Source organism: Autumnicola aciditolerans (genome assembly GCF_041679265.1).
Classification (GTDB): Bacteria; Bacteroidota; Bacteroidia; order Flavobacteriales; family Flavobacteriaceae; genus Autumnicola.
Window position 1 is genome coordinate 307928 of record NZ_JBGFSM010000003.1, and the last position, 26108, is coordinate 334035.

Here is a 26108-nt window from a genome sequence, read left to right on the forward strand (position 1 = left end):
GCCGGAATTTTTATATATTTAGATGCTTTTTAGTCGGAAGTGCAAATATCTTAAATTTTAAGCGAACCCAAACAAATTTCAGTTTTTAAGTAACATATCCTCCTGTTGTGAGTCTAACTTATAAGCCTGTAAAAATTCTTTATGTTCTCACTGCTAAAAGAAAATATTAGAATTGCACTGACTTCTATTAGAAGCCAGTCCCTTAGAACAATTCTCACCGTTCTCATTATTGCTATTGGAATCACCGCTCTAGTAGGCATCCTTAGTGCAGTGGCGGCACTGGAGAATACCATTGGTAATAATTTCGCCTCCATGGGCGCTAACACTTTTAATATCCAGCAATATGACCTTAGTTTCCAAAGGCAGGGCGGTGGAGAAAGAGAAAAAATTAATCCCGTGATTACCTTTAGGGAGGTAAAAGAATTTGAAGAAAACTATAGTTATCCCTTTACGCAAACCGCAATTTCCTTTACGGGTACCAGCGGTGCTGAAGTTAAATTTGAAAATGAAAAAACAGATCCTGAAGTGGCGGTATTGGGAGCCAATCAAAATTATCTTTCCAATGCTGGGTTAGAGATTGAAGATGGACGAGATTTTAATATTTTTGATATTCAGAATAATAATAATGTGGCCATCTTGGGATCTGATTTTGCCAAACCAGAAGGCCTCTTTAAAGGACAAAACCCGGTGGGCAAGACCATAAGTATTCGTGGTGCTAAATTTACAGTAATAGGAGTTTTAGAATCTAAAGGTTCAACCTTTGGCAATAACCAGGATTTACGGATACTTATTCCTATACAGCAGGCAAGATCTATTTTTACACAACCCAGGATAAATTATGATCTAAGCGTAAAAGTAGACGATAAGAATTACCTGAAAGGCGCTCAGGATGAGGCAATTATTACCTTTAGAAATGTAAGGGGCCTGAATCCTATGGAAGAAAACAATTTTGGCCTGCAGCGCAGTGATGATTTAATTAATCGTATCCTTTCTATTACAGAATACCTGAATATTGCTGCCTGGATCATCTCTATTATCACGATTTTTGGCTCCTCTATTGCCCTGATGAACATTATGCTGGTAAGTGTTACCGAAAGGACCAGGGAAATAGGAGTTCGCAAAGCTTTAGGAGCTAAAAAAGGGACTATTGCAGGGCAATTTTTTATTGAAACGCTTTTAATAGGACAGCTTGGAGGATTATTAGGAATCCTGTTGGGGATCCTTATTGGATACGCAGTGGCAAAATTTGCAGATTTCGATTTTACAACTCCCTGGGTAGCGATTATCTGGGCAACAGCAATCACCATTGTAGTAGCTATTCTTGCTGGAAGCTTTCCCGCAGTTAAAGCCGCAAAACAGGATCCTATAGAATCCCTGCGCTACGAATAATCAATTGAAAATAAACCAGTTTGAAGATGTGAAAATGTTGAGATGAGTTACTAGTAGTGTCCGGTTAAAGACCAAATATCGCTTCGCTGCAAGAAACAAAAATTAATATTTTATCGTACCAGACTGGTGATCGGCTCAACTTTTCAGTTGCTCATTCTGAAATTAAATCAGTGCAAAGCATATCAACCAAGCCTTAAAAGACCGCAATAGTTTTATATGGTTGTATCCATGGGACTTTAAAAATTTATGTAAAAGTTTTACCGTACAACAATGAATTAATATGAAGGTTTGAAAATGTAGAAATTGATTAATCTGAAAATAGACCGATTTGAAGCCAATCCCCTTAAATCATTTCTACATTGATATTAATCTATTTTTAAATTGCCAAATTGACTACTCCTGCACCACATCTTCAAAATATCTATAAAGTTCTCCTTTGGTAATATTAGCTCCCTGCCGGATTAACGTAAAGATATCTTTATTCCTGTCGTCACTCATTGCTTTTGTAGATGTATAGATATTCACGGCATCATCCATAAGATTGTTGCGCAACCAGCTATAGCCGGTTTTGGAAGTAATGTCTATTTCCTGGCTATCCACTTTTACCGCAATAAGATTAATGCTTACCCCTGTAATATGGAACAGGAACATCTGGTTAGGAGAAAAATGCTCCAGGTATTCTACTTTATTAAGCACTCCTTCCCAGATTAGATCGCTAAAAATATCCAGCTCTTTCTCGGCAACTTCAGGTTTTGTGCTCTTAATTTCCTTCCACTCTTCTGCAGTAATAGATTGAGTGGCCAGAAAATTTATAAATTCCTGATGCATCTCCTCAAATTGTTCTTTGGTTAACCTGCTATACTTCATAGTCAAAACTATTAAAAAAGAAAAGCCTACTCAATTAAGAGCAGGCTTTACAATAAATTAAAAACAAATTAAGCTTCGCCTACCACATCAAAGGTAAAGTTAGAAACCACTTCCCTGTGAAAACGCAAAGTTGCTTCGTATTGCCCAAGACGCTTAATGTTTCCACCAGCGATGCTAATATATTTTTTATCTATTTCCACACCTTTTTTAGAAAGTGCTTCAGCCAAATCTGCATCTGTAATAGAACCGAATAATTTATCTCCGGCACCTGCTTTAGCAGTAAGCTTTATTTTAATATCATTTAATTTGGCAGCCTGTTTTTTGGCTTCGTCAATATTCTTTTGCTCTTTATAGGCACGCTGCTTTAAAGTCTCGGCCAACACTTTTTTAGTTGAAGGAGTAGCAAGTTCAGCATAACCTTTGGGAATTAAAAAATTCCTGCCGTACCCATTTTTAACGTTTACAACATCGTCTTTAAAACCTAAGTTATCTACGTCTCTTTTTAGTATCAATTCCATAATTGCCTAATTTTTTATTTTAATAAATCACCAACATATGGCATTAACGCTAAATGACGGGCACGTTTAACGGCAACAGCCACTTTTCTCTGGTATTTTAAAGAAGTTCCTGTTAAACGACGAGGTAACAGTTTACCTTGTTCATTTACAAAGCTCATTAGAAAATCTGGATCTTTATAGTCAATATATTTAATACCTGACCTTTTGAACCGGCAATATTTCTTTGCTTTGGTAGTTTCTATATTAAGAGGAGTTAGATACCTAATCTCTCCGTCTTTTTTCCCTTTTGCTTGTTGTTCAATAGATGTAGCCATACTTACGCTTTTTCCTGGATTCTTTTTCTTCTTTTCTCCGCCCAAGCAATAGCATGCTTATCTAACTTCACAGTTAAATAACGCATCATTCGCTCGTCTCTTCTAAATGCCAATTCCAAAGGCTCGATAGATTCCCCTGGAGCTTTGAATTCGAATAAATGGTAAAAACCACTTTTTTTGTTCTGGATTGGGTAAGCCAGCTTTTTAAGCCCCCAATCTTCTTTGGATATCATCTCGGCACCTTTAGAAACAAGAAATTCTTCGTATTTCTTAACTGTTTCCTTTATCTGCTCATCAGATAAAACGGGATTCAAGATGAAAACAGTTTCATAATGATTCATAAATAATTTTTGTTTAAATTAAATTGGCTGCAAAAGTAGCATTATTTTTTATATTTTCAAAGCATGTATAGAAAGACAAAACTCCTTTTTGATCGGTGAAATTCAAGTTTATGTTGTAAGTCACAAATATATTGTTTAATATTGTTATGCTTAACCTATCCTATCTAACGTGGAAGAAATACTACTCAAGTGTGCAGTCGTAGATGATTCAAGTTTGCAACGCTTATCTATTGTAAAACTTATTAAAGATCATCCAAATTTAAAGTTGGTGGCAGAGTATAATAACGCCATCGAGACCAAGAATGGTCTGTTAGACAATGAAACGGATCTTATATTTCTGGATATAGAAATGCCAATTTTATCTGGTTTTGAGCTTCTGGATGACCTCCCGAACAAACCTCAGATTATTTTTGTGACAGGAAAAACAAAGTATGCTTTCAAGGCATTTGATTATGATGCCGTGGATTACATCCATAAGCCTGTAACCAAAGATAGGTTTAATAATGCGGTAAATAAGGCCATTAATCTTTTTAAGCTCAGGCAGCAATCTGCAGCCCCCGAGGATGAGGATTTTATTTTTGTGAAAAGCAATCTTAAAAACCGCAAAGTCTTCTTAAGTAAACTAAAATACATACAGGCACTGGGGGATTATGTAAAGTTTATAACTGAAAAAGATAATTTTGTGGTTCTTGCCACCATGAAATCTTTTGAAAAACAATTGCCCAGTGACAGATTCCTACGAATTCACAAGTCTTATATAGTAAACCTGGACAAGATTGAACGCTACAACAGTAAAAATATAGAAATAGATAAAGAAAAACTGCCATTGAGCCGGCATAAGAAAAATAATCTTATTGAAGCACTAAGTGCGATCCAGTAATTCATATCACAGCCTTTACGTTCTTCAAAAAGAAGCTGCCCAAAATTGGCAGCTTCTTTAGATTTATACAGGATCTACATTAAGCACCACCTTTACACTCCTAAAATTGCCAATTGCCCGGAAGCTGGCCATAATTTTATGCACAACCGTTTTTGTCTTGCCCAATGACTGTTGCTGCGGAATTTTTAGCAGGATATTCTTATAATACTCATTCCTTATTCTCGCAACTGGCGGGAATTCTGGTCCCAGCACATTTTCCCGGAAAACATTGGTTAGCGATTTTGCCAGCCAGCTCGCAGCATCATTGGTTTTGGAAAAATCACGACTTTTAAGTGTAAACCTAATAAGGCGGTAAAATGGGGGGTACTTATAATTGTAACGTTCTTCCAGTTGTTCTTTATACATTCCTGCATAATCATTAGTAGAAACCTGCTGGATGATCTGGTGGTACGGATTATAACTTTGTATAAGTACCTTCCCCCTTTTCTTAGTCCTTCCCGCCCTTCCTGCCACCTGAAGCATTAGCTGGAAACTCCGCTCATGTGCCCTGAAATCCGGGAAATTCAGGAGATTATCGGCATTCATAATTCCTACAAGGCTTACGTGCCTGAAGTCCAATCCCTTCGTGAGCATTTGAGTTCCTACCAAAATATCAATTTCCTGCATTTCAAATGCATTGATGATCTTTTCAAATCCATATTTACCACGGGTCGTGTCCTGGTCCATCCTGCCAATTGTATGATCTGGAAAAAGAGACTTCAGCTCGGTTTCAATTTGTTCTGTTCCAAAACCTTTAGTGGTTAAATCTGGGCTGCCACACGCCATACATTTTTGCTGCATCGCAATATGGTACCCGCAATAATGGCAGCGTAATTGATTGTTATGGTGGTGAAACGTAAGGCTCACATCACAATTTGGACATTGCGGGGAATGCCCGCAGGTATTACATTCCAAAATAGGTGAAAACCCGCGCCGGTTCTGGAAAAGAATTACCTGTTGCCCCGCCTTTAAAACTTCCTGAATCTCTTTTAGCAGCGTATCAGAAAAATGCCCCGTCATTTCTTTCTTTTTATGCTTTTTCCTAATGTCTATAATTTCAATTTCCGGGAGCAACACATTTCCATAACGCCTGTTCAGCTCAATAAGGGCATATTTATTATGGCTGGCATTAAAATAGGATTCTAAAGATGGCGTGGCAGAGCCCATAATAATCTTAGATTTAAAATATTTTGCCAGTACCACGGCAGCATCCCTGGCGTGATATCTTGGTGCAGGATCAAATTGTTTAAAAGTTCCTTCATGTTCCTCATCTATCACCACTAATCCTAAATTGGAAAAAGGCAGGAAGATGGCGGAGCGGGCCCCAATTACCACTCTACCTTTACGGTCGTTTTCCAGGACATGCCTGTAAACCTCCACCCTCTCATTCATGGAGTATTTGCTGTGATATACCAGCACCTGTTCCCCAAAATAATTTTGTAAGCGTTGTATAAGCTGTGCGGTTAATGCAATTTCCGGTAATAGATACAGTGCCTGTTTTCCATTTTTCAGGGTCTCCTGAATGAGCCGGATGTATACTTCGGTTTTTCCGGAAGAAGTAATCCCATGAAGCAGGCACACCTCATCCTGCTCAAAATGATCTTTTATTTCCTTCAGCGCCTGTTGTTGATGTTCATTGAAATGCAGGGCTACTTCAGGCATTTCACTGTTATAGTGAAACCTGTCTGTTTCCAGATAATATTCTTCTAAAAATTCTTTATCTAATAAGCTTTTTAAATTTGCTGAGGAAGCATTACTTTTTTTGAGGAGGGCTTTTACTTTTACTGGTTTGCTATTCTGCGCTTTTAAACTGAAAAAATTAAGCATAATTTCTCTTTGTTTAGGGGCTTTATCGAGTTCATCTAAAAGTGTATGCATGGCAACTTCAGCAGAAAATTTTTCGGGCAGGCGAACAAATCTTATTTTTTTAGGCTTATATTGTTCATAAATTTCCTGATTAAGTGCTACCAGATTTTTTTCTACCAGAGCATTTAGTACCGGTAACACCCTTTTATTCTCGAGGATTTGGTTTACTTCCTGAATTTTTAGAACAGACTGCCGCTGTAAGGCTTCTATCACCAAATATTCTTCATCAGAAAGTTGATGATCTTCAGGAGAAGATTTCTTAATGAGCTGTACAATACTCTCACTTTCCAGAAGAAATGCCCCGGGAAGGGCCGCTCTTAATACGTCACCTTCTGTACACATGTAATAGTTGGCAATCCATTTCCAAAACTTTAGTTGATAAGCTGTTACCAGAGGTGCATTGTCAAGAATCTGGCTTACCGGCTTTGCTTCGTAAACTTCTGGAGGATTTTGATGAATGGCAGCCACTACTCCACAATATATTTTGGATTTTCCAAAGGGTACCGCTACCCGCATCCCTTCCTGAAGATACTCTGCTTCACTGTCCTCTAAGGAATACGTAAACCGCTTGTCCAGTGGCAGTGGTAAAATTACATCTGTAAAATATGACATAAATGGGATTTCATGTTGCTTAGATCCTAAAATGGTAAAATTAAAAAACCATTCCTGTTAAAGAATGGTTTTAAAGCTTTTCCTTTAAAAAACTATTTCCTCCTCGTCCAGGTTTTGGTTTTATAGAAAAAAGCCACGTAACCTCTCACATGCAGTTTATCGGGATTATCCTCATCCAGCCATATCCGGCATTTATATTCCTTCCCAGATTTAGGGTCTACCACCACACCGTCTTCATATCCATCATCACTTTTTTCCAGCCCCTTCATAAAAACAAGGCCTTCTAAAGGTTTGTTTTTCATTTCCCCGGGGCATTTTGTGCACTTCCTGTCCCGATCTTCTTCTTTCATTATCCTGCTTATTTTTCCAAATACCTCTCCATTATCCTGGTAAACTTCTATAATGGAATTTACCTTTCCTTCATCGTTCACATTTTCCCATTTTCCAAAAACGCTTGTTGCTTTTTGAGCAAACCCTATACTTCCGGTAAATAGTAATATGATTAAAAAAATGTTTTTCATATATGCTTTTTAGCTATTTAAGATTTACCTAGCATGGCTTCTTTTAAATCATCATCTGCAGGCCTGTTTGCCAGCCAAATGCCAAACAAGGCTTTCTTAAATTCCTCCCCTTTTATAATTCCTTTTTCTTCGCCGTTCTTTAATACAATTACTCCTTTCCCGGGATTGTAAATAAGATCAAAAACATCATTCTTCTTTATTTCTTCCTTAAACAGATTCTGGAATTTTTTAATTTCCTCAGAAATATGACTGGTATTGCCATTAGTAGAATTTTCAAAACCTTCATTTACCGCATCCAGCATTTTATCACTGGTAATCAATTTAGAAATGATATGTAGTTTGATGGCCATTGGCTTGTTAGCCATAAGAATAGTATTTGCATCTGAAGTTTTATCACTTAAATACAGGCCGCCGGCATACAGATCTATCCATAGCTTTTCCCTTACCCCGGCACCGTTAAGGACAAGCGAATTATTACCGTAATTAAGGCTATTGGGCAACACCACGCCGCCAATTTTGGTTTGGGCAGGGGCCATTGCGATACTGCATAAGGCGAGTATAAAAAACAAGTATTTTTTCATATGGTTAGGTTTTTTGTGTATCTAAAGTTATTTAAATTTCCTTTTCATTTTTATTAAAGATGCATTTAATTCGAATCCCAGCAATAAAATATTAGCGTTTAGCCAGATATACACCATTAGTATTAATAATGCTCCAATAGATCCATATAACTCGTTATAAGCCGAAAAGTTTTCTATGTACAAGCCAAATAAATAAGTAGTTAACAATATAAGTACGGTTCCAAAAATAGCTCCTATAGAAAAAAACCGTGCCTGCCTTGCCTCTTTGGTGCCAAAATAATACAAGGTTGCTACTGCGGTGTAGATAAGCAAAACAAATGCTGTGTACTTCACCAGCCCAGTTCCTGCACCATCCCGCTGCACTAATCCCAACTCATGCAAATCATCTACGGCATAAGTGAGGTACACCGTAAGTATAATAGTAGTAAACAATAATAGGGCCATGATTAAAGAAACTCCTATGGCTACCAGGTATTGGCGAACAATAGAACGATTCCTGCGGGTATGGTAAGAAAATTCAAATCCGGTGAAAATAGCATTAATTCCATTGGTCATTAAAAAAATAGAAAGAAAAAAAGATAAAGAAAGTAATCCCCCGCGCTGGTTAGCGGCAATGTCTTCAAAAATAGTCCCAAAAAAATCTGATGTTTCCGGTGGTAACAGGGAATCCATAAAAATGAGGAACTGTATCTGGAAATCATCTATAAAAGTAATATAGGGAATAAGATTGAACATAAAGATCAAAAACGGAAACAGTGCCATAAAAAAGCTAAAGGCAATAGCACTTGCCCTGGTAGAGAATGTTCCCTTTATAATCCCTCCCCAGTAAATCACCCAAAGGTTGTATAACGATAAACCACCTAAACCGGGAAGAATAATGTTCTTTGATTTTCTCTCCCACCAGTTGGAAAAATCCTCAAGTTTAGATTTTAACGCTTCCTTTGGAGCCATATTAAACGGCTTTTAGGCTAAGATCCATATTGTGAATAGAATGTGTAAGTGCGCCGCTGGAGATATAGTCTACCCCGCAAGCGGCAAAAAGGGGAGCAGTTTCCAGAGTTATGCCACCACTGGACTCTGTAAGGCATTTCCCGTCAATTAACTTTATTGCCTTTTTAGTATCTTCAAAATTAAAATTATCAATAAGAATGCGGTATACTCCCTTAGATTCCAGGATCTCCTCAATCTCATCCAGGTTTCTTGCCTCTACTATTATTTTAAGATCAAGGTTTTTTTCCTGTAAATATTGTTTGGTTTTATGAATAGCCCTGGTAATCCCTCCTGAAAAGTCTATGTGGTTATCCTTAAGCATAATCATATCATAGAGTGCGAACCGGTGATTTTCTCCGCCCCCTATCTTTACGGCCCATTTTTCCAGCGCTCTAATTCCAGGAGTGGTTTTTCTGGTATCCAGGATTTTTGTTTTTGTACCTTCGAGCTGCTTTACGAACTCAGCCGTTTTTGTAGCTATTGCACTCATGCGTTGCATAGCATTAAGCACCAGCCTTTCTGCCATAAGTATAGAGCGTGAACTGCCTTCCACATAAAAAACCACATCGCGCCTTTTTACTTTCTGGCCGTCCTTAATCTTAATGTCTATATGGAGTTGAGCATCTACGGCCTTAAAAACCCGCTGCGCAAATTCTACTCCCGCTATTATCCCATCGTCTTTTACCAGAAGTTTGGCTTTACCTTTGGCTTCTTTAGGAATGCAGGCCAGGGAACTATGGTCCCCTTCCCCAATATCTTCTCTAATGGCATTGGAAATTATCAATTCAATTTCTTTTTCAAATTGTGTGGCTGAGATCATTTTCAATACTTATTTTTGTAAATGTAGCAAAGTCTGCTTTAAATCTATGGAATGACCATAAAATTACTTTGTATAGGAAAGACCGATAATAGGCAGCTTCAGCAGCTTACAGAGGTATATGCTAAACGCCTTCAGTTTTATAATAAATTTGAAACAGAGATTATTCCAGATCTAAAAAAGGTAAAGTACCTGGATGAAAATCAGCAAAAAATAAAAGAAGGTGATGCTATTCTGGCTAAACTGCAGCATTCTGATTTTGTGATTCTTTTAGATGAAAACGGAAAGCAATTTTCTTCTGAAGCTTTTTCAGAATATATTCAGAAGCGGCTAAACAGCGGATTAAAACAGTTGATATTTATAGTGGGCGGCCCCTTTGGATTTTCAGAAGTAGTTTATAAAAGGGCAGATGCTAAAATTTCCCTTTCAAAAATGACATTTTCACATCAAATGGTGCGCCTGTTCTTTACAGAACAACTTTACCGCGCCTTTACAATATTAAAGAATGAACCCTACCACCACAGATAAAACAATGGAACTCGTCTTTGCCACTCATAATAAAAATAAACTTACAGAGATAAAGGCGATGTTGCCCCATCACATAAAACTCCTGTCTCTTGATGATATTGGTTGTACAGAAGATATTCCGGAAACAGCAGATACTATTGATGGCAATGCTATTTTAAAGGCTGAATATGTGAGAAGACGATATGGTTATGACTGTTTTGCTGATGATACGGGGTTGGAAGTAGAAGCACTGGCCGGAGCGCCCGGTGTTTTTTCAGCACGCTTTGCCGGAGATGAAAAAAATGATGACGCCAATGTGCAAAAACTGCTTGAACACCTAAAGGGAAAAGATAATCGCAAAGCCCGTTTTAAGACCGTGATTGCCTTAAATCTTACAAATAATGAAAACCTGTTTACCGGTATTTGCCAGGGAGAAATTCTGGAAGAACGGCGTGGAAAAAAAGGCTTTGGTTATGATCCTGTTTTTAAACCTGATGGCAAAACCCAGAGTTTCGCAGAAATGAACCTGCGTGAAAAAGCAGAAATAAGTCACCGGGGCAAAGCTTTTAGGGATCTTATAGCTTATCTGGCACAGTAAATTGTATCTCGCTAAGGCTGCATAAATTTGTAACGTTAGGAATACCAAGGCTAAGGCAAAAATTCCCACATTTATTTATAATGCTCAAAGCTGCAAACAATTACGTACCTTTGCAGCTTATTTAAAATTATACATGAATAAATTTGAAAAATTAGGATTAAATTCCTCTATTTTAAAAGCAGTTGAAGACATGGGTTTTGAGAGCCCAAGTGAAGTACAGCAGAAAGCGATTCCCATCTTACTACAGGATGATACAGATATGGTGGCACTGGCCCAGACGGGAACAGGTAAAACTGCGGCTTTTGGTTTCCCGCTTATCCAGAAGATAGATGCAGATAAAAGGCATACCCAGGCGCTTATTTTATCTCCTACCCGGGAGTTGTGCCTGCAGATCACCAATGAAATCAAAAACTACTCAAAATACGAAAAATCCATTCACCCTGTAGCAATCTATGGCGGGGCGAGTATTACAGACCAGGCAAGACAAATTGAGCGTGGAGCGCAAATTATTGTAGCTACCCCAGGCAGGATGCAGGATATGATTAACAGGAAATTGGTAGATATTTCCAAAATTGAATATTGTGTATTGGATGAGGCAGATGAAATGCTAAACATGGGCTTTTATGAAGATATTACCGCAATTCTTTCCCATACCCCAAAAGAAAAAAACACCTGGCTATTTTCGGCTACCATGCCTAAGGAGGTTGCCACAATTGCCAAAAAATTTATGCGTTCCCCGGTAGAAGTCACCGTAGGATCTAAAAACATGGGAGCAACCAATGTTTCCCATGAATTTTACCTTGTAAATTCTAGGCAGCGCTACGATGCGCTAAAACGCCTTGCCGATGCCAATCCAGATATTTTCTCGGTGATTTTTTGCCGTACAAAACGTGACACTCAAAAGGTTGCTGAAAAACTAATTGAAGACGGCTACAGTGCCGCGGCTTTACATGGGGATCTAAGCCAGAACCAGCGGGATCTTGTCATGAAAAGTTTTAGAAGCAGGCAAATCCAGATGCTGGTGGCTACAGATGTTGCTGCCCGTGGAATTGATGTTGATGATATTACACACGTAATTAATTACCAGCTTCCGGATGAAATTGAAACCTATACACACCGTAGCGGAAGAACGGGAAGAGCCGGTAAAAGCGGGGTTTCTATGGTAATTATCACCAAAAGTGAATTGCGTAAAATAAAAAGTATTGAGCGCATCATCCAGCAGAATTTTGAGGAAAAAGATATTCCGGATGGAATGGAAATTTGCCGGGTACAGCTTTTTCACCTGGCAAACGATATAAAAAATACCAAAATAAACCACGAGATAGATTCTTACCTTCCTACACTTAATGAGGTATTGGAGGATTTTTCTAAGGAAGAACTTATTAAAAAAATATTTTCAGTAGAATTTACCAGGTTCTTTAATTATTACAAGAACGCCCCTGATCTTTCTTCCAAAAGTTCAGGAGACCGTCCATCCTCAGATGCCAGTACTACCCGTTATTTTATTAATGTGGGTGCCAAGGATGATTTTGACTGGATGAGCCTGAAAGATTTTCTAAAGGAAACACTGGATTTAGGAAGGGATGATGTTTATAAAGTTGATGTTAAAGACAGTTTTTCTTTCTTTAATACCGATGCTTCCCTTACCGATAAGGTTTTACAGACTTTTACAGATTTTAAGCACGAAGGCCGGTTTGTAAACGTTGAAGTAACCAAAGATTCGGGTAGTAGTGGAAATAGGCGTGGTGGAAAAAGAAATTTTTCTGATAAGAAAAAACGCTCGTTTAAGTCTGATTCAGACGGAGGTTCCGGAAGGCGCCGCAGGTCTGATTCAAAAGGAAAAGGTGCTGGTAAGAAAGCAGGAAGCCGTAGTAAGAATATTGAAAATTCAATAAAAAGAAGACGTTCTAAACGTTAGATGTCACCTGTAGTTTTAAAAATTTAATTCTGGCATTGTTTTTTATTAGTATTATATATTTTTAGGCTCAAATCGTTATGAAGAAGTACCTCCTACTTATAATAATATTATTAACAGGATATTGTGGATTTTCACAGGACGTAGTCAGCGGTGTGGTATTAAACGCTGCTGATGACCGGCCTATTGAAAGGGTGAATATTGTAAATCTCAACCAGGTAAAAGGAACTTCTACAGACGAAGAAGGAAACTTTGAGCTACAGGCCACTGTAAACGACACGCTTTATTTTTCTTACCTGGGCTTCCGGCCTATTAAGGTAAGAGTAACCAATGACTGGCTTAAGTATGGAAATGTGAAGGTGAAAATGACAGAAGTAGGGATTGCCCTGGAAGAAGTGACCTTAAGCCCGGTTACCCTTACCGGATATCTTGAAATTGATGCCAAGAATATTCCTATTTATGAAAACTACCGCTATAGTATTTCCGGCCTTAATACCGGTTATGAAGGTGGTGAAAATTCTCCAAACGCAGTGACAAAAGTTCTGGTCTCTATTTTTAATCCCGCAGATGTGCTTCATAACATCTTTGGAAAACGGCCGCAACAAATGCGGAAATTGCGAAAAATGAAGGAAGAAGAAGAAATACGCAGGCTCCTTCAGAATAAATACGATCGGGAAACACTTATGGCTTTGCTACAGGTAGATAAAGGGGAAATTAACGAGATCCTTTCCCGCTGTAATTATTCAGAAGATTTTATGAAAACTGCAAATGACCTACAGATCCTTGATGCTATTAGCGGTTGTTACGAAGAATATAAAGTGCTGCAGAAGAAATAATGTAAAAGTTACTTCTCAAGGAAAGTTTTCAGGTTCTTTAGCCCCTCTTCAAAATCTTTAGCCAGTAATTTATCTACACTATAAAAAATACCAATAATGGTAAGCGGAAAAGGGATATGCCCTCGTACCCCCCAGACCATTTTTGTTTTCTCCGGCTCAATTTCTTTTACCCCAATATAGGTTAGGGCATTTAGCTTAAAAGGTTTGATGAACAGAATTTTGGTTTCTATTACTTTCCCCTGCCTTATTTTTACGATTTTTTGAATCCCTTCTCCTACCCTACTGTTACCTTTCCAGTAAAATGTGGCATCAACCTTGCCATCTATGCCTTTATATTTAAGTTTTGCTTCTGGATCCCGGTTAAACCACGGCAACCAAAGCGGCTGCTTTCGCAATTGCCTCACAAAACTATACACTTCTTCCCGGGAACGGTTAATGACCACCGTCCTGCTAAAGTCATATTCCTTTTTTGACCAGGCATGAAGGAAAGCAAAAAAGGTTATAATGGCGATGATGATATAGAAAAATAAGGTCATTGATACAATTTAATTTTTGAGAAAGCTTTCTATTAACGCATCAGAGTTTTTAATACTTTTTCTGGCCCATTTAAGGTGCAGTTCTTCCCTCTCCTTATCACTTAGCCGCCAGTTATAATTACTTTTCCTTAATTTAAAGCTAAGCTCCTGGAGAATTATTGCTGCAGAAACCGATATATTGAGGCTTTCGGTAAAACCATACATGGGAATTTTAAGTGTTGCATCTGCTTTTTCTATAAATTCCTGAGAGAGGCCATTTTTTTCTGTTCCAAAGAAAATAGCGGCAGGCCTGGAAAGGTCAAAATCCTGAAGCAGCTGTGCATCTCCATGCGGAGATGTGGCCACAATCCTATAACCTTTTCGCCTTAAAGTATCCACACAGGCAGTAGTAGAATTGTACCGGTTTACATCTACCCATTTTTGTGCCCCCATGGCAATTTCTTTATCAATACGTCTTGGATTTCGCTCTTCTATAACATGAATATTTTGGAAACCAAATACATCGCAACTCCTTAAAACCGCACTGGTATTGTGCAGCTGGTATACGTCCTGAGTGGCCAGGGTAAAATAATTGGTTCTCTCTTTTAGAACCCTCGCAAAAAGCTTTCTTCTTGCCGGGGTAAGGAAATCTAACAGGTACTCTAGCAGGTTTTGATTGGTCATGGCATGTAAAAGTAAAAAATCAATCTTAAACATTGTCAAAATTTTTATGCTGAATAAATATAATAAGGATTTCTTCCTGCAATTTTCATAATTTTTTAAGATTGGTGTCTTTATCTTATCTATTTTAAGCCTATTTTTCAATAGGTTCCTTTATCCTGCAATTTTAGACCGAGAGAAAATAAATAAGACTTCAATTAGTTTTAGGTAGCCTCCGGGATAAACATAAAATTACTTAAATTCAAAAAAAGTAATGCTTTATGAAGAAAATTGTGGTACTAACCGGTGCGGGTATTAGTGCGGAAAGTGGGATTAAAACCTTTAGAGATGCCGATGGGTTATGGGAAGGACATGAGGTGATGGAAGTAGCTTCTCCTCTTGGCTGGCAGAATAACCAGGAGCTTGTACTCAATTTCTATAACCAGCGGCGCAAGCAGTTACTGAAAGTGCATCCCAATAAAGCTCATTTTGCCCTGGCAGAACTAGAACAAAAGTTTGATGTAGAAATTATCACCCAAAATATTGACGATCTGCATGAAAGGGCGGGCAGTACCAAAGTAACGCATTTGCACGGTGAACTTCTAAAAGCCCGCAGTACTTTTGATGAAGACCTGGTAATGGACTGGAAAAAAGATATTTGCGTGGGTGATTTTTGTGAACACAACCATCAGCTAAGACCGCATGTAGTATGGTTTGGAGAAGCAGTACCCATGTTTGAAAAAGCAGCCCAAATTACGGCTAAGGCTAATATTCTTATCATTATTGGCACTTCCATGCAGGTTTATCCAGCCGCGAGCCTGGTAAGTTTTGCTCCTGAAGGCATTCCCGTATACTTTATAGATCCCAGGCCAAATATCTCTCAAAGGGGTACTCTAAAAATAATCGCTGAAAAGGCCGTTAAAGGAGTTCCCGTTCTCGTTCAGGATTTATTGGAAAAATAGGAAGCTTCCATTTTTCAGGTTTAGCGGAAGCTGTATCTTTACTTTTTTAATTTTTAAGAAATAAAAATGACAGCCTTATCCGCAATTTCCCCAATAGATGGCCGGTACCATTCTAAAACAAAAGAGCTTTCGGCCTACTTTAGTGAAGAAGCCTTAATTAAATACCGTGTAAAAGTAGAGGTGGAATATTTTATAGCCTTATGCGAACTGCCGCTGGAGCAATTAAAGGCCGTAGATTCTTCTGTTTTTCCTAAAATAAGGGCCCTTTATGAAAATTTCAGCACCAGGGATGCTGAAGCCATAAAAGAAATAGAAAAGACTACCAACCATGATGTTAAGGCTGTAGAATATTTTCTTAAGCAGAAATTTGATGAAATTGGGCTGGAAGAATCAAAAGAATTTATTCATTTTGGCCTTACCTCTCAGGATATAAACAATACTGCCATTCCGTTAAGCATTAAAGACGCGATAAATGCCGTATATGTTCCGGCATTAAGGGAAGTTCAGCAAAAATTAATACAATTATCCCGGGACTGGTCTAAAGTTCCTTTACTGGCAAGGACTCATGGCCAACCGGCTTCTCCTACCCGCCTGGGAAAAGAAATTGATGTTTTTATCACCCGCCTGGAAGCGCAGATGGATATGCTGAAGAACATTCCTCATGCCGCAAAATTTGGTGGCGCTACAGGAAATTATAATGCCCATAAAGTTGCTTACCCAGAAGTGGACTGGAAAGAATTTGGTTCGCAGTTTGTGAAGGAAAAACTTGGTTTACACCATTCATTTCCTACCACTCAAATTGAGCATTATGACCATCTTGCTGCTCTTTTTGATGCCTTAAAAAGAATTAATACCATTATAATTGATCTGGACAGGGATATCTGGACTTACGTCTCTATGGATTACTTTAAGCAGAAAATTAAGAAGGGGGAAATAGGTTCTTCTGCCATGCCCCATAAAGTGAATCCTATAGATTTTGAAAACAGCGAAGGCAACCTGGGCATTGCCAATGCTATTTTTGAACACCTGGCCTCTAAACTTCCGGTGAGCAGGCTTCAGCGCGATTTAACCGATAGTACCGTTTTAAGAAATGTAGGGGTTCCCATTGGGCATACGCTTATTTCTTTTAAATCTACACTTAAAGGACTGAATAAGTTACTGCTGAACGAAGAAAAAATCAACGCCGATCTTGAGAATAACTGGGCCGTGGTTGCCGAGGCTATACAAACCATCCTGAGAAGGGAAGGCTTTAAAAATCCGTATGAAGCACTGAAAGGACTTACCCGTACCAACGAGAAAATTAACAAAAAAAGCATTGCCGATTTTATTGAAACCCTGGAAGTGCCTGAAACTGTCAAGACCGAGATGCGAGATATTACCCCGCAGAATTATACCGGGATCTAAAAAAGCAAAAGGTCTGGACTCACGTCCGGACCTTTTTAACTTCAAGCAGTTATTTATTTTGCGACTTCCATGGTGTCTGCAGGTATTTCTACAGGTTCTGCAGTTTGATGGCTATCCATAAAAACATCCCCTATCGCGCTTAGCCCTTCCACATTTACCTCTCCTTTCTTCATACTGGTCATTAGCTTAATAAGGTCTCCGGGATTCATATCCTCTCCCAGAACTCTGGCAACTCCAAGGCCTTTGGTTTTGTCGTACCCATATACAATTAACTCATCCACAGCATCTTCATCCCCGGTGAAATAAACTTCAGCTTTACGTTCCCCAGAGCCATACTTTATAAGTAATTGATACTTTTCGTCACTCAGGATTTCTTCCAGCTTAGTCATTTCAGCATCAAATTTATCATTCCCCGCTTTTACCGGATAGGCAAGCAAATTGATTTTTTTCACGGTTTCCAAGGTTGCCCGCTGCTCTTCATCTAAACTTTCACTGTTGGTAAACATTCCCGCAGGAATATCTAAAGCAAGAAACTGGTTGTCCTCCTGGTTCTCTACGTAATATTCCTGGAGAGATGGCTTATTGTTGCAGGCCAAAAGCAGCATAAGCAGCATAGAGCCTATAATGCAAAACTTCGCTTTCATAATTACCTGGATTTGGTGTTTACGTTTTTCAACTCATCGGCCCCGGGAACTTTAAGGTCTGAAGCTAGCTTAGAAAGCTGGGAAAGATCTATCTCTCCCGTAATTTTCAGGATCACCGAGATAGGATCTCCGCTATTCATTCCTTCCATGTACATAAAAAGCTCACTTACAGAAGTATCGTTTTTCCCTGGCCTGGAATAGAATTTTATATTCTTCCCATCCTCGGTTACCCTCATTAGTTGTTCCAGGGAGCCCTTTTGCAAATAATCTCCAACATCCTTGCTCATTTGGGCCATCACGCTCTTGTCTTTGGTGGTAAACATTCTTATTTCCTTAAGATTTTCGATAAGCCTAAGATATTGCTGGGCTTCAGGATCATTATCGCTAAGGTCCAGGTCTGCGAGCATTTTAAACATTTTGCTCGTCATTACCACCCCATCTACGCCCTTCATCCCATCGTATTTTTCAAAAGACTGCGCCGGCAGTATTATTGGGCTGAAGGCCAGTACTATTAAAAAGATAATTGTTTTCATAATTTTGGTGTTATTTAAGATTGATGTATTTATTTGCGGTTTTATTAAGTTCTTTTATATAAACAAGATCTTCTTTTCCCTCGTTCATGTACCCGGAAACCATCAGCAGGGTTTGTTTTGCCTGTTGATATGCTATTTCCTGCTCTGTGGTCATGCCCATTTCATTCAGGTTGGCATCCTTATCATTTTGCTGATAAAAGAAAATACCTATGGCAAATATTATAGTTGCGGCTATGGGCATCCAGTGGTATTTTTTCCTTTTCGATTTTGCAACGGGCACTTCTGCATTAAAAGTTTCAGATCTTGCCGCTGCGGTATAGCCAAACATCCACCGGTAAACCTTAAGACGTTCAGGTACTTTATTATTTTTAAAGAATTCCTTCAGCTTTTGCTCTTCTGCCAGAGTGGTTTCCCCCTCTTCATATTTAGCTATCAATTTTTCAACTTCTCCTAATTCCATATTCATGCTTCTTTGTTAAACTTTCTCTTATTTTTTTCCTGGCTCGGGATAAAGCCACTCTAATTGCGGTTTGATTCATCCCGGTTATTTCAGAAATTTCATCATATTCATATTGTTCCACATCCCTTAGCTGGAACACCACCTGTTGTTGTTCCGGCAGTTCTCTTATAATTTTCTCTACCCAGTCAAGTTCATCATTAAGTTCAGTCTGTTTTTGTATGGAGACCAAACCACTATCATAATTTTGATGAACTATTCTCAAATTATTGTTATACTTCAGCTTGAGCTGGTCTAAACAATAATTTTTTGTAACCGTCATGGTGTAGGCTTCAACATTGGCATATTCCTTCATCTTTTCGCGCCTTCCCCACAACTTAAGAATCACTTCCTGTGTTGCATCTTCGGCTGCTTCCTTAGAGGTAAGCAACCTTCGCGCCAGCCGGTACATCTTATCCTTTGCAGGATTTATTATTTCAAGAAATTCATTTTGTGTCATGCTAATTATTGGACGGTTAGTAAGCACTCTTACACTTTTACGACGATTATAAAAAAGTTTTGTTACAGGAAATTTTTAAATACCGGTAATCTCCTTATTTTTAGCAGCTTTAAAATCAAAATTAATTGTATGAAAGTAAATAAATTTTTATTGTTTTTCCTTTTTAGCGGGCTCCTGCTAACTTCCTGTTCCCAGGACGAAGATGATGTTATTGATGATACGGTGACCACAGATCCAGAAAACCTCGATATTGAACAGTTTGTATACAGGGGTATGAACAATATATATCTCTATAAAAACCAAATTCCTGAACTTGCAGATACTTACTTCAGCAGTGAAGAAGACCTAAACGAATTCCTCTCCAGCTTTGATGGCCCCGAAGATCTTTTTTACGAGGGTTTAGTTGCAGATGAAGACCGCTTCAGTTACATCACTCCTGATTATATTGCCCTGGAAAACAGTTTTAGCGGAATAACCAAGACCACCGGGGTGGATTACCGCCTCTACCGTTTTTCAAATTCTGATGAGCTTTTTGGACTGGTAAGGTATATCATTCCAAACAGTAATGCAGTGGGAATGGGTATAGAGCGTGGTGACCTTTTTACCAAAATTAACGGGCAGGACCTTACTATAGACAATTATACAAGTTTGCTGAATAGTGATGAAATTACTTTTCATCTTGCCACAATTAATAACAATACTATTTCTGAAACTTCTGAAACCGTTAGCATCACAAGCCAAACCCTTACAGAAAATCCTATTTTAATTAAAAAATCCCTGGATGTTGACGGAATGAAGGTAGGCTACATTATGTACAACAGTTTTATTGCCGATTTTGATGATGAACTAAATGCCGCTTTTGCTGAATTGAAATCTGAAGGAATTTCTAAGCTTATCCTTGACCTTAGGTATAACGGTGGTGGAAGAGTAAGTTCTGCCACTCGCCTGGCCAGTATGATCACCGGCCAGTTTAATGGTGAAGTTTTTTCGAAAGAAAAATGGAATGATACTTATCAGGCTTATTTTGAAAGTGAAGAACCTGAATCTCTCTATAACCGATTTACCGATGAAATAGACGATAATGAAAATATTAACAGCTTAAATCTAAATGACCTTTATATTATTACCTCTTCTTCCTCTGCTTCTGCCAGTGAATTGGTAATTAACGGTTTAAAACCTTATATTGATGTTATCCAGGTGGGAGATACTACCACCGGGAAATCACAGGCATCTGTGACATTATATGACAGTCCGAATTTTGGAAGAGCGAACGCAAACCCAGACCATACCTATGCTATCCAACCCCTGGTGCTGGAATCTGTTAATGCCCAGGATGTTTCGGTGCCATTTAATGGAATTATTCCTGAAGTTGCCATTGAAGAGGATATTAGGAACCTTGGAATTTTGGGCGACCCTTCAGAACCACTATTATCAGCGGCATTGGACGCTATAAGAGGTGCAAGAAGATTTTATCCAGAAACGAATTATGGGTATAAAGAGTTTAGTGAATCCAGGGTTAAAGAACCTACATATAAAAAAATGTATATAGATGGTATTCCCGAATCTGCAAAAAAATTGCTTGATACAAAGGATTAAAGATTTTGAGAATAAATGTTAGCAAGCTCCGGAAATTCCGGAGCTTGCTCTTTTGTGAAACTTCATCTTTTAGCATAAAAAGCAGAAGGTAAAGGTTGTAAATAATTTTAAATGGAAGAAAATCAGGTGATTTGTTTTTCAGTATATTAGAGAAATACAAATTGCCATGAAGAAAATAAAACTTTTTGGGCTCCGGCATCGGGATAAACTGCAAATTGGTATATCATTTATATACGATCTGGAATTAAAAGAACATCTAATGCAACTTCCAGATGTAAAATGGAGCAACACCAATAAAGTATTTTATATTTTATACTCTCCTGAAAATCTTAATACACTCCTTAACCATCTAAACGATGAATTGTGTGAAATAGAAAAGGAAGAATTGGAAGCCCAGGTGCAAAAAGCAAAGGCTCCACGCCATCCTGAACTCGGCAGGCTTGAAAGGAAATATCTATGGCAGTATGTAGATTACCTTAGAGGGAAAAGGTATAGTGAAAGTACTGTAAAGACATATTACAGCTTTATCCTGAAATTTTTAAAATTTAATAAAAAACCTTTAGCCAAGACTGGCAATAGGGAAATTTCCATTTTTTTTGAACAGGAAATCGCAAAAAGAAACTACTCCATTAGTACCCATAGACAATGTATGAGCGCTTTGATTCATTTTGTAGAATTAAATAATATGGAGCTTATAAATAAAGAGTCATTAAGCCGGCCTAAAAAGAGCAGGATACTACCCACTATCCTTTCCCAGAGAGAGGCCATTGAATTGCTCATTGCAACAAAAAATTTAAAGCATCGTGCAATTCTTGCACTTATATACTCCTCAGGATTACGTATTGGAGAAGTTCTTAAACTAAAACTTACTGATCTTGACATGGACAGAAGACAAATTTTTGTTTCTCAAGCCAAGGGCAGGAAAGACCGATATGTTGGTATGGCAGATACATTTGTGCCCATCTTGTATAATTACCTAAAAACTTACCAACCTAAAAAAAGATTTGTAGAAGGTTATGAGGATAACAATTATAGTGCTTCCGCAATAAGAAGTTTTCTCAAAAAATCCTGCAGAAGAGCTAAAATTAATAAACGCGTTACGCCACATACCTTACGGCACTCTTATGCCACCCACATGCTTGAAAACGGAGTAAGTTTAAGACATATTCAAGAATTGCTTGGTCACTCCAAACCAGAAACAACTATGATTTATACTCACGTCACGCAAATGGATCTCTTAAGAATCCAGAGCCCAATGGATGTAGCAGTTAAGGCATTATTGCAAAATGATAATGAAGACCAAAAACTGCGTTTATCCCGGAATTAGTTCTTTTAAATGAATATATTTGATTTGATATAACGAGTTGGCCACAAGCTTTAAACAAAATTTGAACTTAAACATTATATATCGGATTTCTTCTCTAATAAATTATCCTTTTTATAATTAAGCCTAACCCTCATTCCTGATTTGTATTTTTGCCATATGGCAGATAAAGTGAGCAAAAAAAGAAGAAGTGAGATAATGCGTTCTGTAAAAGGAAAGGATACCAAACCTGAGATGATAGTCAGAAAATATCTTTTTTCACAAGGCTTTCGATATAGGCTTCACGATAAAAAACTTCCTGGAAAACCAGATATTAAACTTTCAAAATATAAAACTGTAATTTTAATAAATGGTTGTTTTTGGCACGGACATAAAAACTGTAAAATCTATGTAATGCCTAAAACAAATACGGATTTCTGGTATTCCAAGATAGAAAAGAACATTCATAGGGATGAAAAAAATATTTCCAAATTAAGAAAACTCGGTTGGAACGTCGTAGTCCTTTGGGAATGCCAACTTAAAAAGAAAAAAAGAGAAAAAACCTTGAATAACCTTGTTGATAAAATTATGTCTGGCAATAAAAACTCAATTTGAATTTAATCTATTTTTGACACTAACTGTCAAGTCAATATTTTCAAATGAAAACTGTCGGACAAATTTTACGAGATAAACGTCAAGCTCAAGGTCTACTTTTAAGACAAGTTGCGGCTTATATTGAAATTGATCCAGCTATTGTGAGCAAAATTGAAAGAAATGAACGTAAACCAACAAAAGAGTTACTTGTAAAACTGTCCGAAATTCTAAATCTTGACATAAACGATTTACTAGTCCAATTCATAAGCGACAAAATAGCATATGAAATTGTTAACGAAGACTGTGCAAACGAAGTATTAAAAGTAGCAGAAGAAAAAATTAGATATTTAAAAACTCATTCAAGTACAAAATAATAATGCATACAACCACCGATACAAAAAATACAAACATAGTTGAGGAACCTCAATTGTATGCCAGATTTAATTCGGAACCGCTAAATAACAATGATAGGTCTACATTAAATATGCTTTCCCTGTTTTCAGGTTGTGGAGGTATGGACTTAGGTTTTGAAGGAGATTTTTCGGTGCTAAAATCTTCAGTAAATGAACTGCTAAATCCTGACTTCATAAACGAAGAAGTGAACGAGGATTTTGTGAAATTAAAAAAGACTCGTTTCAAAACTGTTTTTGCAAATGATATTTTAAAAGACGCTCGAAATGCGTGGGTCAATTATTTTTCTAAAAGAGGTCATAACATAGAAAGTTATCAAACAGAAAGTATTGTTGAATTAGTAAAAATGCATCAAAATGGAACCAAAGTTTTTCCTGAAAATGTTGATATTGTTACTGGTGGATTTCCCTGTCAGGATTTTAGTGTAGCTGGAAAAAGAAATGGTTTTAATTCACATAAAAATCATAAAGGTGAATTAAATGCGAAAAACAATCCAACAGAAGAAACAAGAGGGAAACTATATATGTGGATGAAACACGTGATAGAAATTACAAAGCCAAAAATTTTTATCGCTGAAAATGTAAAAGGCCTAGTAAATTTATCCAATGTAAAAGACATAATACAAAAAGACTTTTCATCGATAGGAGAAAATGGATATCTAGTACTAAAACCTCAAGTATTACACGCAGCTGAGTTTGGCGTTCCACAATCAAGAGAAAGAGTATTTTTTATAGGCATAAATAAATCCGCTCTTAGAAAATCCGCATTAAAAGAATTGGAAAAAGAAATAATTTCAGACAAATATAATCCCTATCCAAAACCTACTCACGCCTATAATTCAGTAGGCGAAAATTTAAAAAAGCACGCCTGCTTAGAAGATCTATTTAAAAAATTAGAAGAACCAGAAGTAACTAATGATCTATCCCAAAAATTCTATTCTAAAGCGAAATTTATGGGTAAACACTGTCAAGGACAGATAGAGATTAAACCTAAAGGCATAAGTCCAACTATTAGAGCAGAACATCACGGGAATATTGAATTCAGGAGGCTATCTAAGGAAAATGGAGGAATATTAGACTACGAGCTTTCAAAAGGTCTTAAAGAAAGAAGATTAACTCCTAGAGAATGTGCATTAATTCAAACTTTTCCACCAGACTATGATTTTGTCATTGAAAATAAAAATGGTCGAAAGGGTTCTTTTTTAGTGAGTCCATCAAAGGCATATAAAATAATTGGTAACGCAGTCCCACCTCTTTTAGCTTATAACTTGGCTAAAAGGATAGAAAACCTTTGGGATTTATACTTTAATAAATAATGGTTGTATCTGTAAATCCAGAACCACAAAAAAGCGAATTTGACAATTTACTGAGTTTAACTATAAAGGAACTTAATTCGCACGCAATTAAATCACCAAAGAAAATACAGCAATTACGGGGAAATAAGCTAGAACCCTATGTATGCGATATTATGTCGGATTTAGCAAAAGGGACTAACTTCGAAGGCACAATAGAAGAATGGGGCGGACAGAAGTTTCCTGATATAGTAGTTGACAAATTATTTGGTATCGAAGTTAAAACAACTACTCAAAATCATTGGAAAACAACAGGTAACAGTGTATTAGAATCTACAAGAATAGAAGACGTAGAACGCATTTATATGCTTTTTGGTAAACTCGGAACACCAATTGAATTCAGGGCTAGAGCATACGAAGAATGTTTATCTGAAGTTGTCGTAACACATTCTCCAAGATATCTTATTGATATGAACTTGGAAGAAGGGAAAACTATTTTTGATAAAATTAATACACCATATGATACATTAAGACAAAAGAAAAATCCAATTAAACCAATTACTAAATACTATAAAAGTAAACTAAAGCCAGGCCAAGATTTATGGTGGATAAATCAAGAGGTAGGAGAAGCTAGTGACTTAATAATTAAACATTATACAGATTTATCAAAAAGCCAAAAGTCAAAGATTAGAAATAGTGCAATGGTTTATTTTCCAGAGATTTTTGGTAGTAAGTTAACTAAGTATAAAAGAGTTTCTATTTGGTTAGTTAGTCGTAAGTCAATTGTTAATAGAAATATTAGGGATATGTTTACCTCAGGGGGACAGGAATCAATAATTATTGAAGAAAAAAAATATGAAAATGTTCCAAAGATTTTCTTTAATCTAGTTAAAAATTTTAATGAAGTTTTAGAAATATTAAGAGAAACCTCTGCAGAAGAACTTTCAGAATATTGGGAATACAGAACATCGGAAAAAACTAAAATTTCAGATTGGATAAAACTAGTGTCACAAAATGCGAAATCCATTAAGGATGCAAGTCATTTAAATATCAAAAGTATTTTATCTTATTTGATAAAAGTACAATAAAGCCAGTGGCCAACATCGGTTATAGCAAATAGCGGGTTTTGCCGAAAAAGTGTAATTTAGAAAACCAGGAAACAAAAGGTTAAGCCGACAAATCCGCATCCCTACTCCCGCTACTTGTCCATAACCGTAACCGTTGCACATAATAAATTTATAGAGATTCCGTTTTTAATGATTAAAAACGTGATCACTCAAACGCTGGATTAAGAAGTTAATGATGGTTAAAAAAGTTAAATATGGCGGCAAATCATTCTGAATAAATAATAATCTGACACTCACTGATCCTTAAAACCATTACGCTGACTCTCACCCCGATCTAAAAATTGATTTTCTTTTTTACCAGTTTTGGGGAAATTTTCTATGTGCAACATCGGTTAACAGCAAATAACGGGTGGTATACTGAAAATTGTTATTTTAGAGACCAGGTAGAAATCAATTAAGCCGACAAGTTCGTGTCCCTAATCCCGTGACTTGCGTTAACCGTAGCCGCTGTGCACAAGAACTTCTTTAAAGTTCTCGTTTTTTCAACTTGAGATTATGTGCTCACTCTTGCTCAAAAATTT

Annotated in this window: 29 protein-coding genes; 14 read left to right on the forward strand and 15 right to left on the reverse strand. The window is 37.3% G+C overall.

Annotated elements, in window-relative coordinates; genetic code table 11:
• Positions 1-141 precede the first annotated feature (141 nt).
• Positions 142-1389 (forward strand): ABC transporter permease, encoded by a 1248-nt coding sequence (locus AB8M93_RS04845; protein ID WP_373056442.1) that lies wholly within the window; start codon positions 142-144, stop codon positions 1387-1389.
• A 393-nt stretch (positions 1390-1782) separates the two neighbouring features.
• On the opposite strand, the gene AB8M93_RS04850 is transcribed toward AB8M93_RS04845, so the two are convergent.
• The 4 genes from AB8M93_RS04850 to rpsF all read right to left on the reverse strand — a co-directional run bounded on the left by AB8M93_RS04850 (position 1783) and on the right by rpsF (position 3429).
• Entirely contained in the window at positions 1783-2256 is a 474-nt protein-coding gene (locus AB8M93_RS04850; protein ID WP_373056443.1) for a DUF6495 family protein, read from the reverse strand.
• A gap of 68 nt (positions 2257-2324) precedes the next feature.
• A complete protein-coding gene (gene rplI, locus AB8M93_RS04855; protein ID WP_373056444.1) occupies positions 2325-2774 on the reverse strand; it encodes a 50S ribosomal protein L9 in 450 nt (149 codons plus the stop codon).
• Positions 2775-2788: 14 nt separating this feature from the next.
• Positions 2789-3088: a 30S ribosomal protein S18 gene (gene rpsR, locus AB8M93_RS04860; RefSeq protein WP_311536364.1), complete on the reverse strand. Its 300-nt coding sequence runs from the start codon at positions 3086-3088 to the stop codon at positions 2789-2791.
• A gap of 2 nt (positions 3089-3090) precedes the next feature.
• Entirely contained in the window at positions 3091-3429 is a 339-nt protein-coding gene (gene rpsF, locus AB8M93_RS04865; protein ID WP_373056445.1) for a 30S ribosomal protein S6, read from the reverse strand.
• Positions 3430-3598: 169 nt separating this feature from the next.
• On the opposite strand from rpsF, the gene AB8M93_RS04870 reads away from it, so the two are divergent.
• Positions 3599-4309, forward strand: a complete 711-nt coding sequence (locus AB8M93_RS04870; RefSeq protein ID WP_373056446.1) for a LytR/AlgR family response regulator transcription factor — start codon at positions 3599-3601, stop codon at positions 4307-4309.
• Positions 4310-4372: 63 nt separating this feature from the next.
• Here AB8M93_RS04870 and priA read toward each other — a convergent pair whose 3' ends face one another.
• From priA to nadC, 5 genes are all read right to left on the reverse strand, one after another.
• Complete coding sequence (gene priA, locus AB8M93_RS04875) at positions 4373-6826, reverse strand: replication restart helicase PriA (RefSeq protein ID WP_373056447.1); 2454 nt, start codon at positions 6824-6826, stop codon at positions 4373-4375.
• Between the two features lie 92 nt (positions 6827-6918).
• Positions 6919-7347, reverse strand: coding sequence for a DUF2147 domain-containing protein (locus AB8M93_RS04880; protein ID WP_373056448.1), 429 nt, complete (start codon positions 7345-7347; stop codon positions 6919-6921).
• Between the two features lie 17 nt (positions 7348-7364).
• Positions 7365-7928, reverse strand: coding sequence for a chalcone isomerase family protein (locus AB8M93_RS04885; RefSeq protein ID WP_373056449.1), 564 nt, complete (start codon positions 7926-7928; stop codon positions 7365-7367).
• Positions 7929-7955: 27 nt separating this feature from the next.
• The gene (locus AB8M93_RS04890; RefSeq protein ID WP_373056450.1) at positions 7956-8879 is read right to left on the reverse strand and encodes a YihY/virulence factor BrkB family protein; all 924 of its coding nucleotides are present in this window, start codon (positions 8877-8879) and stop codon (positions 7956-7958) included.
• Position 8880: 1 nt separating this feature from the next.
• Positions 8881-9738: a carboxylating nicotinate-nucleotide diphosphorylase gene (gene nadC, locus AB8M93_RS04895; protein WP_373056451.1), complete on the reverse strand. Its 858-nt coding sequence runs from the start codon at positions 9736-9738 to the stop codon at positions 8881-8883.
• 51 nt (positions 9739-9789) lie between these two features.
• On the opposite strand from nadC, the gene rlmH reads away from it, so the two are divergent.
• The 4 genes from rlmH (at position 9790) to AB8M93_RS04915 (ending at position 13591) form a co-directional block, all read left to right on the forward strand.
• The gene (rlmH, locus tag AB8M93_RS04900; RefSeq protein WP_373056452.1) at positions 9790-10263 is read left to right on the forward strand and encodes a 23S rRNA (pseudouridine(1915)-N(3))-methyltransferase RlmH; all 474 of its coding nucleotides are present in this window, start codon (positions 9790-9792) and stop codon (positions 10261-10263) included.
• A gap of 4 nt (positions 10264-10267) precedes the next feature.
• Positions 10268-10840, forward strand: a complete 573-nt coding sequence (locus AB8M93_RS04905; RefSeq protein ID WP_373056477.1) for a non-canonical purine NTP diphosphatase — start codon at positions 10268-10270, stop codon at positions 10838-10840.
• A gap of 133 nt (positions 10841-10973) precedes the next feature.
• Entirely contained in the window at positions 10974-12758 is a 1785-nt protein-coding gene (locus AB8M93_RS04910; RefSeq protein ID WP_373056453.1) for a DEAD/DEAH box helicase, read from the forward strand.
• A gap of 77 nt (positions 12759-12835) precedes the next feature.
• Positions 12836-13591 (forward strand): carboxypeptidase-like regulatory domain-containing protein, encoded by a 756-nt coding sequence (locus tag AB8M93_RS04915; protein WP_373056454.1) that lies wholly within the window; start codon positions 12836-12838, stop codon positions 13589-13591.
• An 8-nt stretch (positions 13592-13599) separates the two neighbouring features.
• Here AB8M93_RS04915 and AB8M93_RS04920 read toward each other — a convergent pair whose 3' ends face one another.
• Both AB8M93_RS04920 and AB8M93_RS04925 read right to left on the reverse strand, forming a co-directional pair.
• A complete protein-coding gene (locus AB8M93_RS04920; RefSeq protein ID WP_373056455.1) occupies positions 13600-14127 on the reverse strand; it encodes an SRPBCC family protein in 528 nt (175 codons plus the stop codon).
• A gap of 9 nt (positions 14128-14136) precedes the next feature.
• On the reverse strand, positions 14137-14823 hold the full coding sequence (locus tag AB8M93_RS04925; RefSeq protein ID WP_373056456.1) for a TrmH family RNA methyltransferase: 687 nt from the start codon (positions 14821-14823) through the stop codon (positions 14137-14139).
• Positions 14824-15047: 224 nt separating this feature from the next.
• On the opposite strand from AB8M93_RS04925, the gene AB8M93_RS04930 reads away from it, so the two are divergent.
• A complete protein-coding gene (locus tag AB8M93_RS04930; protein ID WP_373056457.1) occupies positions 15048-15728 on the forward strand; it encodes an SIR2 family NAD-dependent protein deacylase in 681 nt (226 codons plus the stop codon).
• Positions 15729-15794: 66 nt separating this feature from the next.
• Positions 15795-17132 carry an adenylosuccinate lyase gene (gene purB, locus AB8M93_RS04935; RefSeq protein ID WP_373056458.1) on the forward strand — a complete coding sequence of 446 codons (1338 nt, stop codon included), beginning with the start codon at positions 15795-15797 and terminating at the stop codon, positions 17130-17132.
• A 53-nt stretch (positions 17133-17185) separates the two neighbouring features.
• Here purB and AB8M93_RS04940 read toward each other — a convergent pair whose 3' ends face one another.
• The 4 genes from AB8M93_RS04940 to AB8M93_RS04955 are packed head-to-tail and all read right to left on the reverse strand — an operon-like array spanning position 17186 to position 19265.
• Positions 17186-17776, reverse strand: coding sequence for a DUF4252 domain-containing protein (locus AB8M93_RS04940; protein ID WP_373056459.1), 591 nt, complete (start codon positions 17774-17776; stop codon positions 17186-17188).
• A gap of 2 nt (positions 17777-17778) precedes the next feature.
• Positions 17779-18309, reverse strand: coding sequence for a DUF4252 domain-containing protein (locus tag AB8M93_RS04945; RefSeq protein WP_373056460.1), 531 nt, complete (start codon positions 18307-18309; stop codon positions 17779-17781).
• A 10-nt stretch (positions 18310-18319) separates the two neighbouring features.
• A complete protein-coding gene (locus AB8M93_RS04950; protein ID WP_373056461.1) occupies positions 18320-18775 on the reverse strand; it encodes a hypothetical protein in 456 nt (151 codons plus the stop codon).
• Positions 18750-19265: an RNA polymerase sigma factor gene (locus tag AB8M93_RS04955; RefSeq protein ID WP_373056462.1), complete on the reverse strand. Its 516-nt coding sequence runs from the start codon at positions 19263-19265 to the stop codon at positions 18750-18752. The genes AB8M93_RS04950 and AB8M93_RS04955 overlap by 26 nt, the downstream gene beginning before the upstream one ends.
• Before the next feature lie 129 nt (positions 19266-19394).
• Between AB8M93_RS04955 and AB8M93_RS04960 the strand changes: the two genes are divergently transcribed.
• From AB8M93_RS04960 to AB8M93_RS04985, 6 genes are all read left to right on the forward strand, one after another.
• Positions 19395-20861 (forward strand): S41 family peptidase, encoded by a 1467-nt coding sequence (locus AB8M93_RS04960; protein WP_373056463.1) that lies wholly within the window; start codon positions 19395-19397, stop codon positions 20859-20861.
• A 166-nt stretch (positions 20862-21027) separates the two neighbouring features.
• Complete coding sequence (locus AB8M93_RS04965) at positions 21028-22188, forward strand: tyrosine-type recombinase/integrase (RefSeq protein ID WP_373056464.1); 1161 nt, start codon at positions 21028-21030, stop codon at positions 22186-22188.
• Positions 22189-22344: 156 nt separating this feature from the next.
• A complete protein-coding gene (locus AB8M93_RS04970; RefSeq protein WP_373056465.1) occupies positions 22345-22779 on the forward strand; it encodes a very short patch repair endonuclease in 435 nt (144 codons plus the stop codon).
• A gap of 44 nt (positions 22780-22823) precedes the next feature.
• A complete protein-coding gene (locus AB8M93_RS04975) occupies positions 22824-23132 on the forward strand; it encodes a helix-turn-helix domain-containing protein (protein ID WP_373056466.1) in 309 nt (102 codons plus the stop codon).
• A gap of 2 nt (positions 23133-23134) precedes the next feature.
• Positions 23135-24484 (forward strand): DNA cytosine methyltransferase, encoded by a 1350-nt coding sequence (locus tag AB8M93_RS04980; RefSeq protein WP_373056467.1) that lies wholly within the window; start codon positions 23135-23137, stop codon positions 24482-24484.
• Positions 24484-25548: a hypothetical protein gene (locus AB8M93_RS04985; RefSeq protein ID WP_373056468.1), complete on the forward strand. Its 1065-nt coding sequence runs from the start codon at positions 24484-24486 to the stop codon at positions 25546-25548. The genes AB8M93_RS04980 and AB8M93_RS04985 overlap by 1 nt, the downstream gene beginning before the upstream one ends.
• Positions 25549-26108 lie beyond the last annotated feature (560 nt).

Excerpts from the sequence above, each read along its gene's own strand:
- AB8M93_RS04845 (WP_373056442.1), top strand. The coding sequence starts at position 142 with ATGTTCTCACTGCTAAAAGAAAATATTAGAATTGCACTGACTTCTATT.
- AB8M93_RS04850 (WP_373056443.1), bottom strand. The coding sequence starts at position 2,256 with ATGAAGTATAGCAGGTTAACCAAAGAACAATTTGAGGAGATGCATCAG.
- rplI (WP_373056444.1), bottom strand. The coding sequence starts at position 2,774 with ATGGAATTGATACTAAAAAGAGACGTAGATAACTTAGGTTTTAAAGAC.
- rpsR (WP_311536364.1), bottom strand. The coding sequence starts at position 3,088 with ATGGCTACATCTATTGAACAACAAGCAAAAGGGAAAAAAGACGGAGAG.
- rpsF (WP_373056445.1), bottom strand. The coding sequence starts at position 3,429 with ATGAATCATTATGAAACTGTTTTCATCTTGAATCCCGTTTTATCTGAT.
- priA (WP_373056447.1), bottom strand. The coding sequence starts at position 6,826 with ATGTCATATTTTACAGATGTAATTTTACCACTGCCACTGGACAAGCGG.
- AB8M93_RS04880 (WP_373056448.1), bottom strand. The coding sequence starts at position 7,347 with ATGAAAAACATTTTTTTAATCATATTACTATTTACCGGAAGTATAGGG.
- AB8M93_RS04885 (WP_373056449.1), bottom strand. The coding sequence starts at position 7,928 with ATGAAAAAATACTTGTTTTTTATACTCGCCTTATGCAGTATCGCAATG.
- AB8M93_RS04890 (WP_373056450.1), bottom strand. The coding sequence starts at position 8,879 with ATGGCTCCAAAGGAAGCGTTAAAATCTAAACTTGAGGATTTTTCCAAC.
- nadC (WP_373056451.1), bottom strand. The coding sequence starts at position 9,738 with ATGATCTCAGCCACACAATTTGAAAAAGAAATTGAATTGATAATTTCC.
- rlmH (WP_373056452.1), top strand. The coding sequence starts at position 9,790 with ATGACCATAAAATTACTTTGTATAGGAAAGACCGATAATAGGCAGCTT.
- AB8M93_RS04905 (WP_373056477.1), top strand. The coding sequence starts at position 10,268 with ATGGAACTCGTCTTTGCCACTCATAATAAAAATAAACTTACAGAGATA.
- AB8M93_RS04910 (WP_373056453.1), top strand. The coding sequence starts at position 10,974 with ATGAATAAATTTGAAAAATTAGGATTAAATTCCTCTATTTTAAAAGCA.
- AB8M93_RS04915 (WP_373056454.1), top strand. The coding sequence starts at position 12,836 with ATGAAGAAGTACCTCCTACTTATAATAATATTATTAACAGGATATTGT.
- AB8M93_RS04920 (WP_373056455.1), bottom strand. The coding sequence starts at position 14,127 with ATGACCTTATTTTTCTATATCATCATCGCCATTATAACCTTTTTTGCT.
- AB8M93_RS04925 (WP_373056456.1), bottom strand. The coding sequence starts at position 14,823 with ATGTTTAAGATTGATTTTTTACTTTTACATGCCATGACCAATCAAAAC.
- AB8M93_RS04930 (WP_373056457.1), top strand. The coding sequence starts at position 15,048 with ATGAAGAAAATTGTGGTACTAACCGGTGCGGGTATTAGTGCGGAAAGT.
- purB (WP_373056458.1), top strand. The coding sequence starts at position 15,795 with ATGACAGCCTTATCCGCAATTTCCCCAATAGATGGCCGGTACCATTCT.
- AB8M93_RS04940 (WP_373056459.1), bottom strand. The coding sequence starts at position 17,776 with ATGAAAGCGAAGTTTTGCATTATAGGCTCTATGCTGCTTATGCTGCTT.
- AB8M93_RS04945 (WP_373056460.1), bottom strand. The coding sequence starts at position 18,309 with ATGAAAACAATTATCTTTTTAATAGTACTGGCCTTCAGCCCAATAATA.
- AB8M93_RS04950 (WP_373056461.1), bottom strand. The coding sequence starts at position 18,775 with ATGAATATGGAATTAGGAGAAGTTGAAAAATTGATAGCTAAATATGAA.
- AB8M93_RS04955 (WP_373056462.1), bottom strand. The coding sequence starts at position 19,265 with ATGACACAAAATGAATTTCTTGAAATAATAAATCCTGCAAAGGATAAG.
- AB8M93_RS04960 (WP_373056463.1), top strand. The coding sequence starts at position 19,395 with ATGAAAGTAAATAAATTTTTATTGTTTTTCCTTTTTAGCGGGCTCCTG.
- AB8M93_RS04965 (WP_373056464.1), top strand. The coding sequence starts at position 21,028 with ATGAAGAAAATAAAACTTTTTGGGCTCCGGCATCGGGATAAACTGCAA.
- AB8M93_RS04970 (WP_373056465.1), top strand. The coding sequence starts at position 22,345 with ATGGCAGATAAAGTGAGCAAAAAAAGAAGAAGTGAGATAATGCGTTCT.
- AB8M93_RS04975 (WP_373056466.1), top strand. The coding sequence starts at position 22,824 with ATGAAAACTGTCGGACAAATTTTACGAGATAAACGTCAAGCTCAAGGT.
- AB8M93_RS04980 (WP_373056467.1), top strand. The coding sequence starts at position 23,135 with ATGCATACAACCACCGATACAAAAAATACAAACATAGTTGAGGAACCT.
- AB8M93_RS04985 (WP_373056468.1), top strand. The coding sequence starts at position 24,484 with ATGGTTGTATCTGTAAATCCAGAACCACAAAAAAGCGAATTTGACAAT.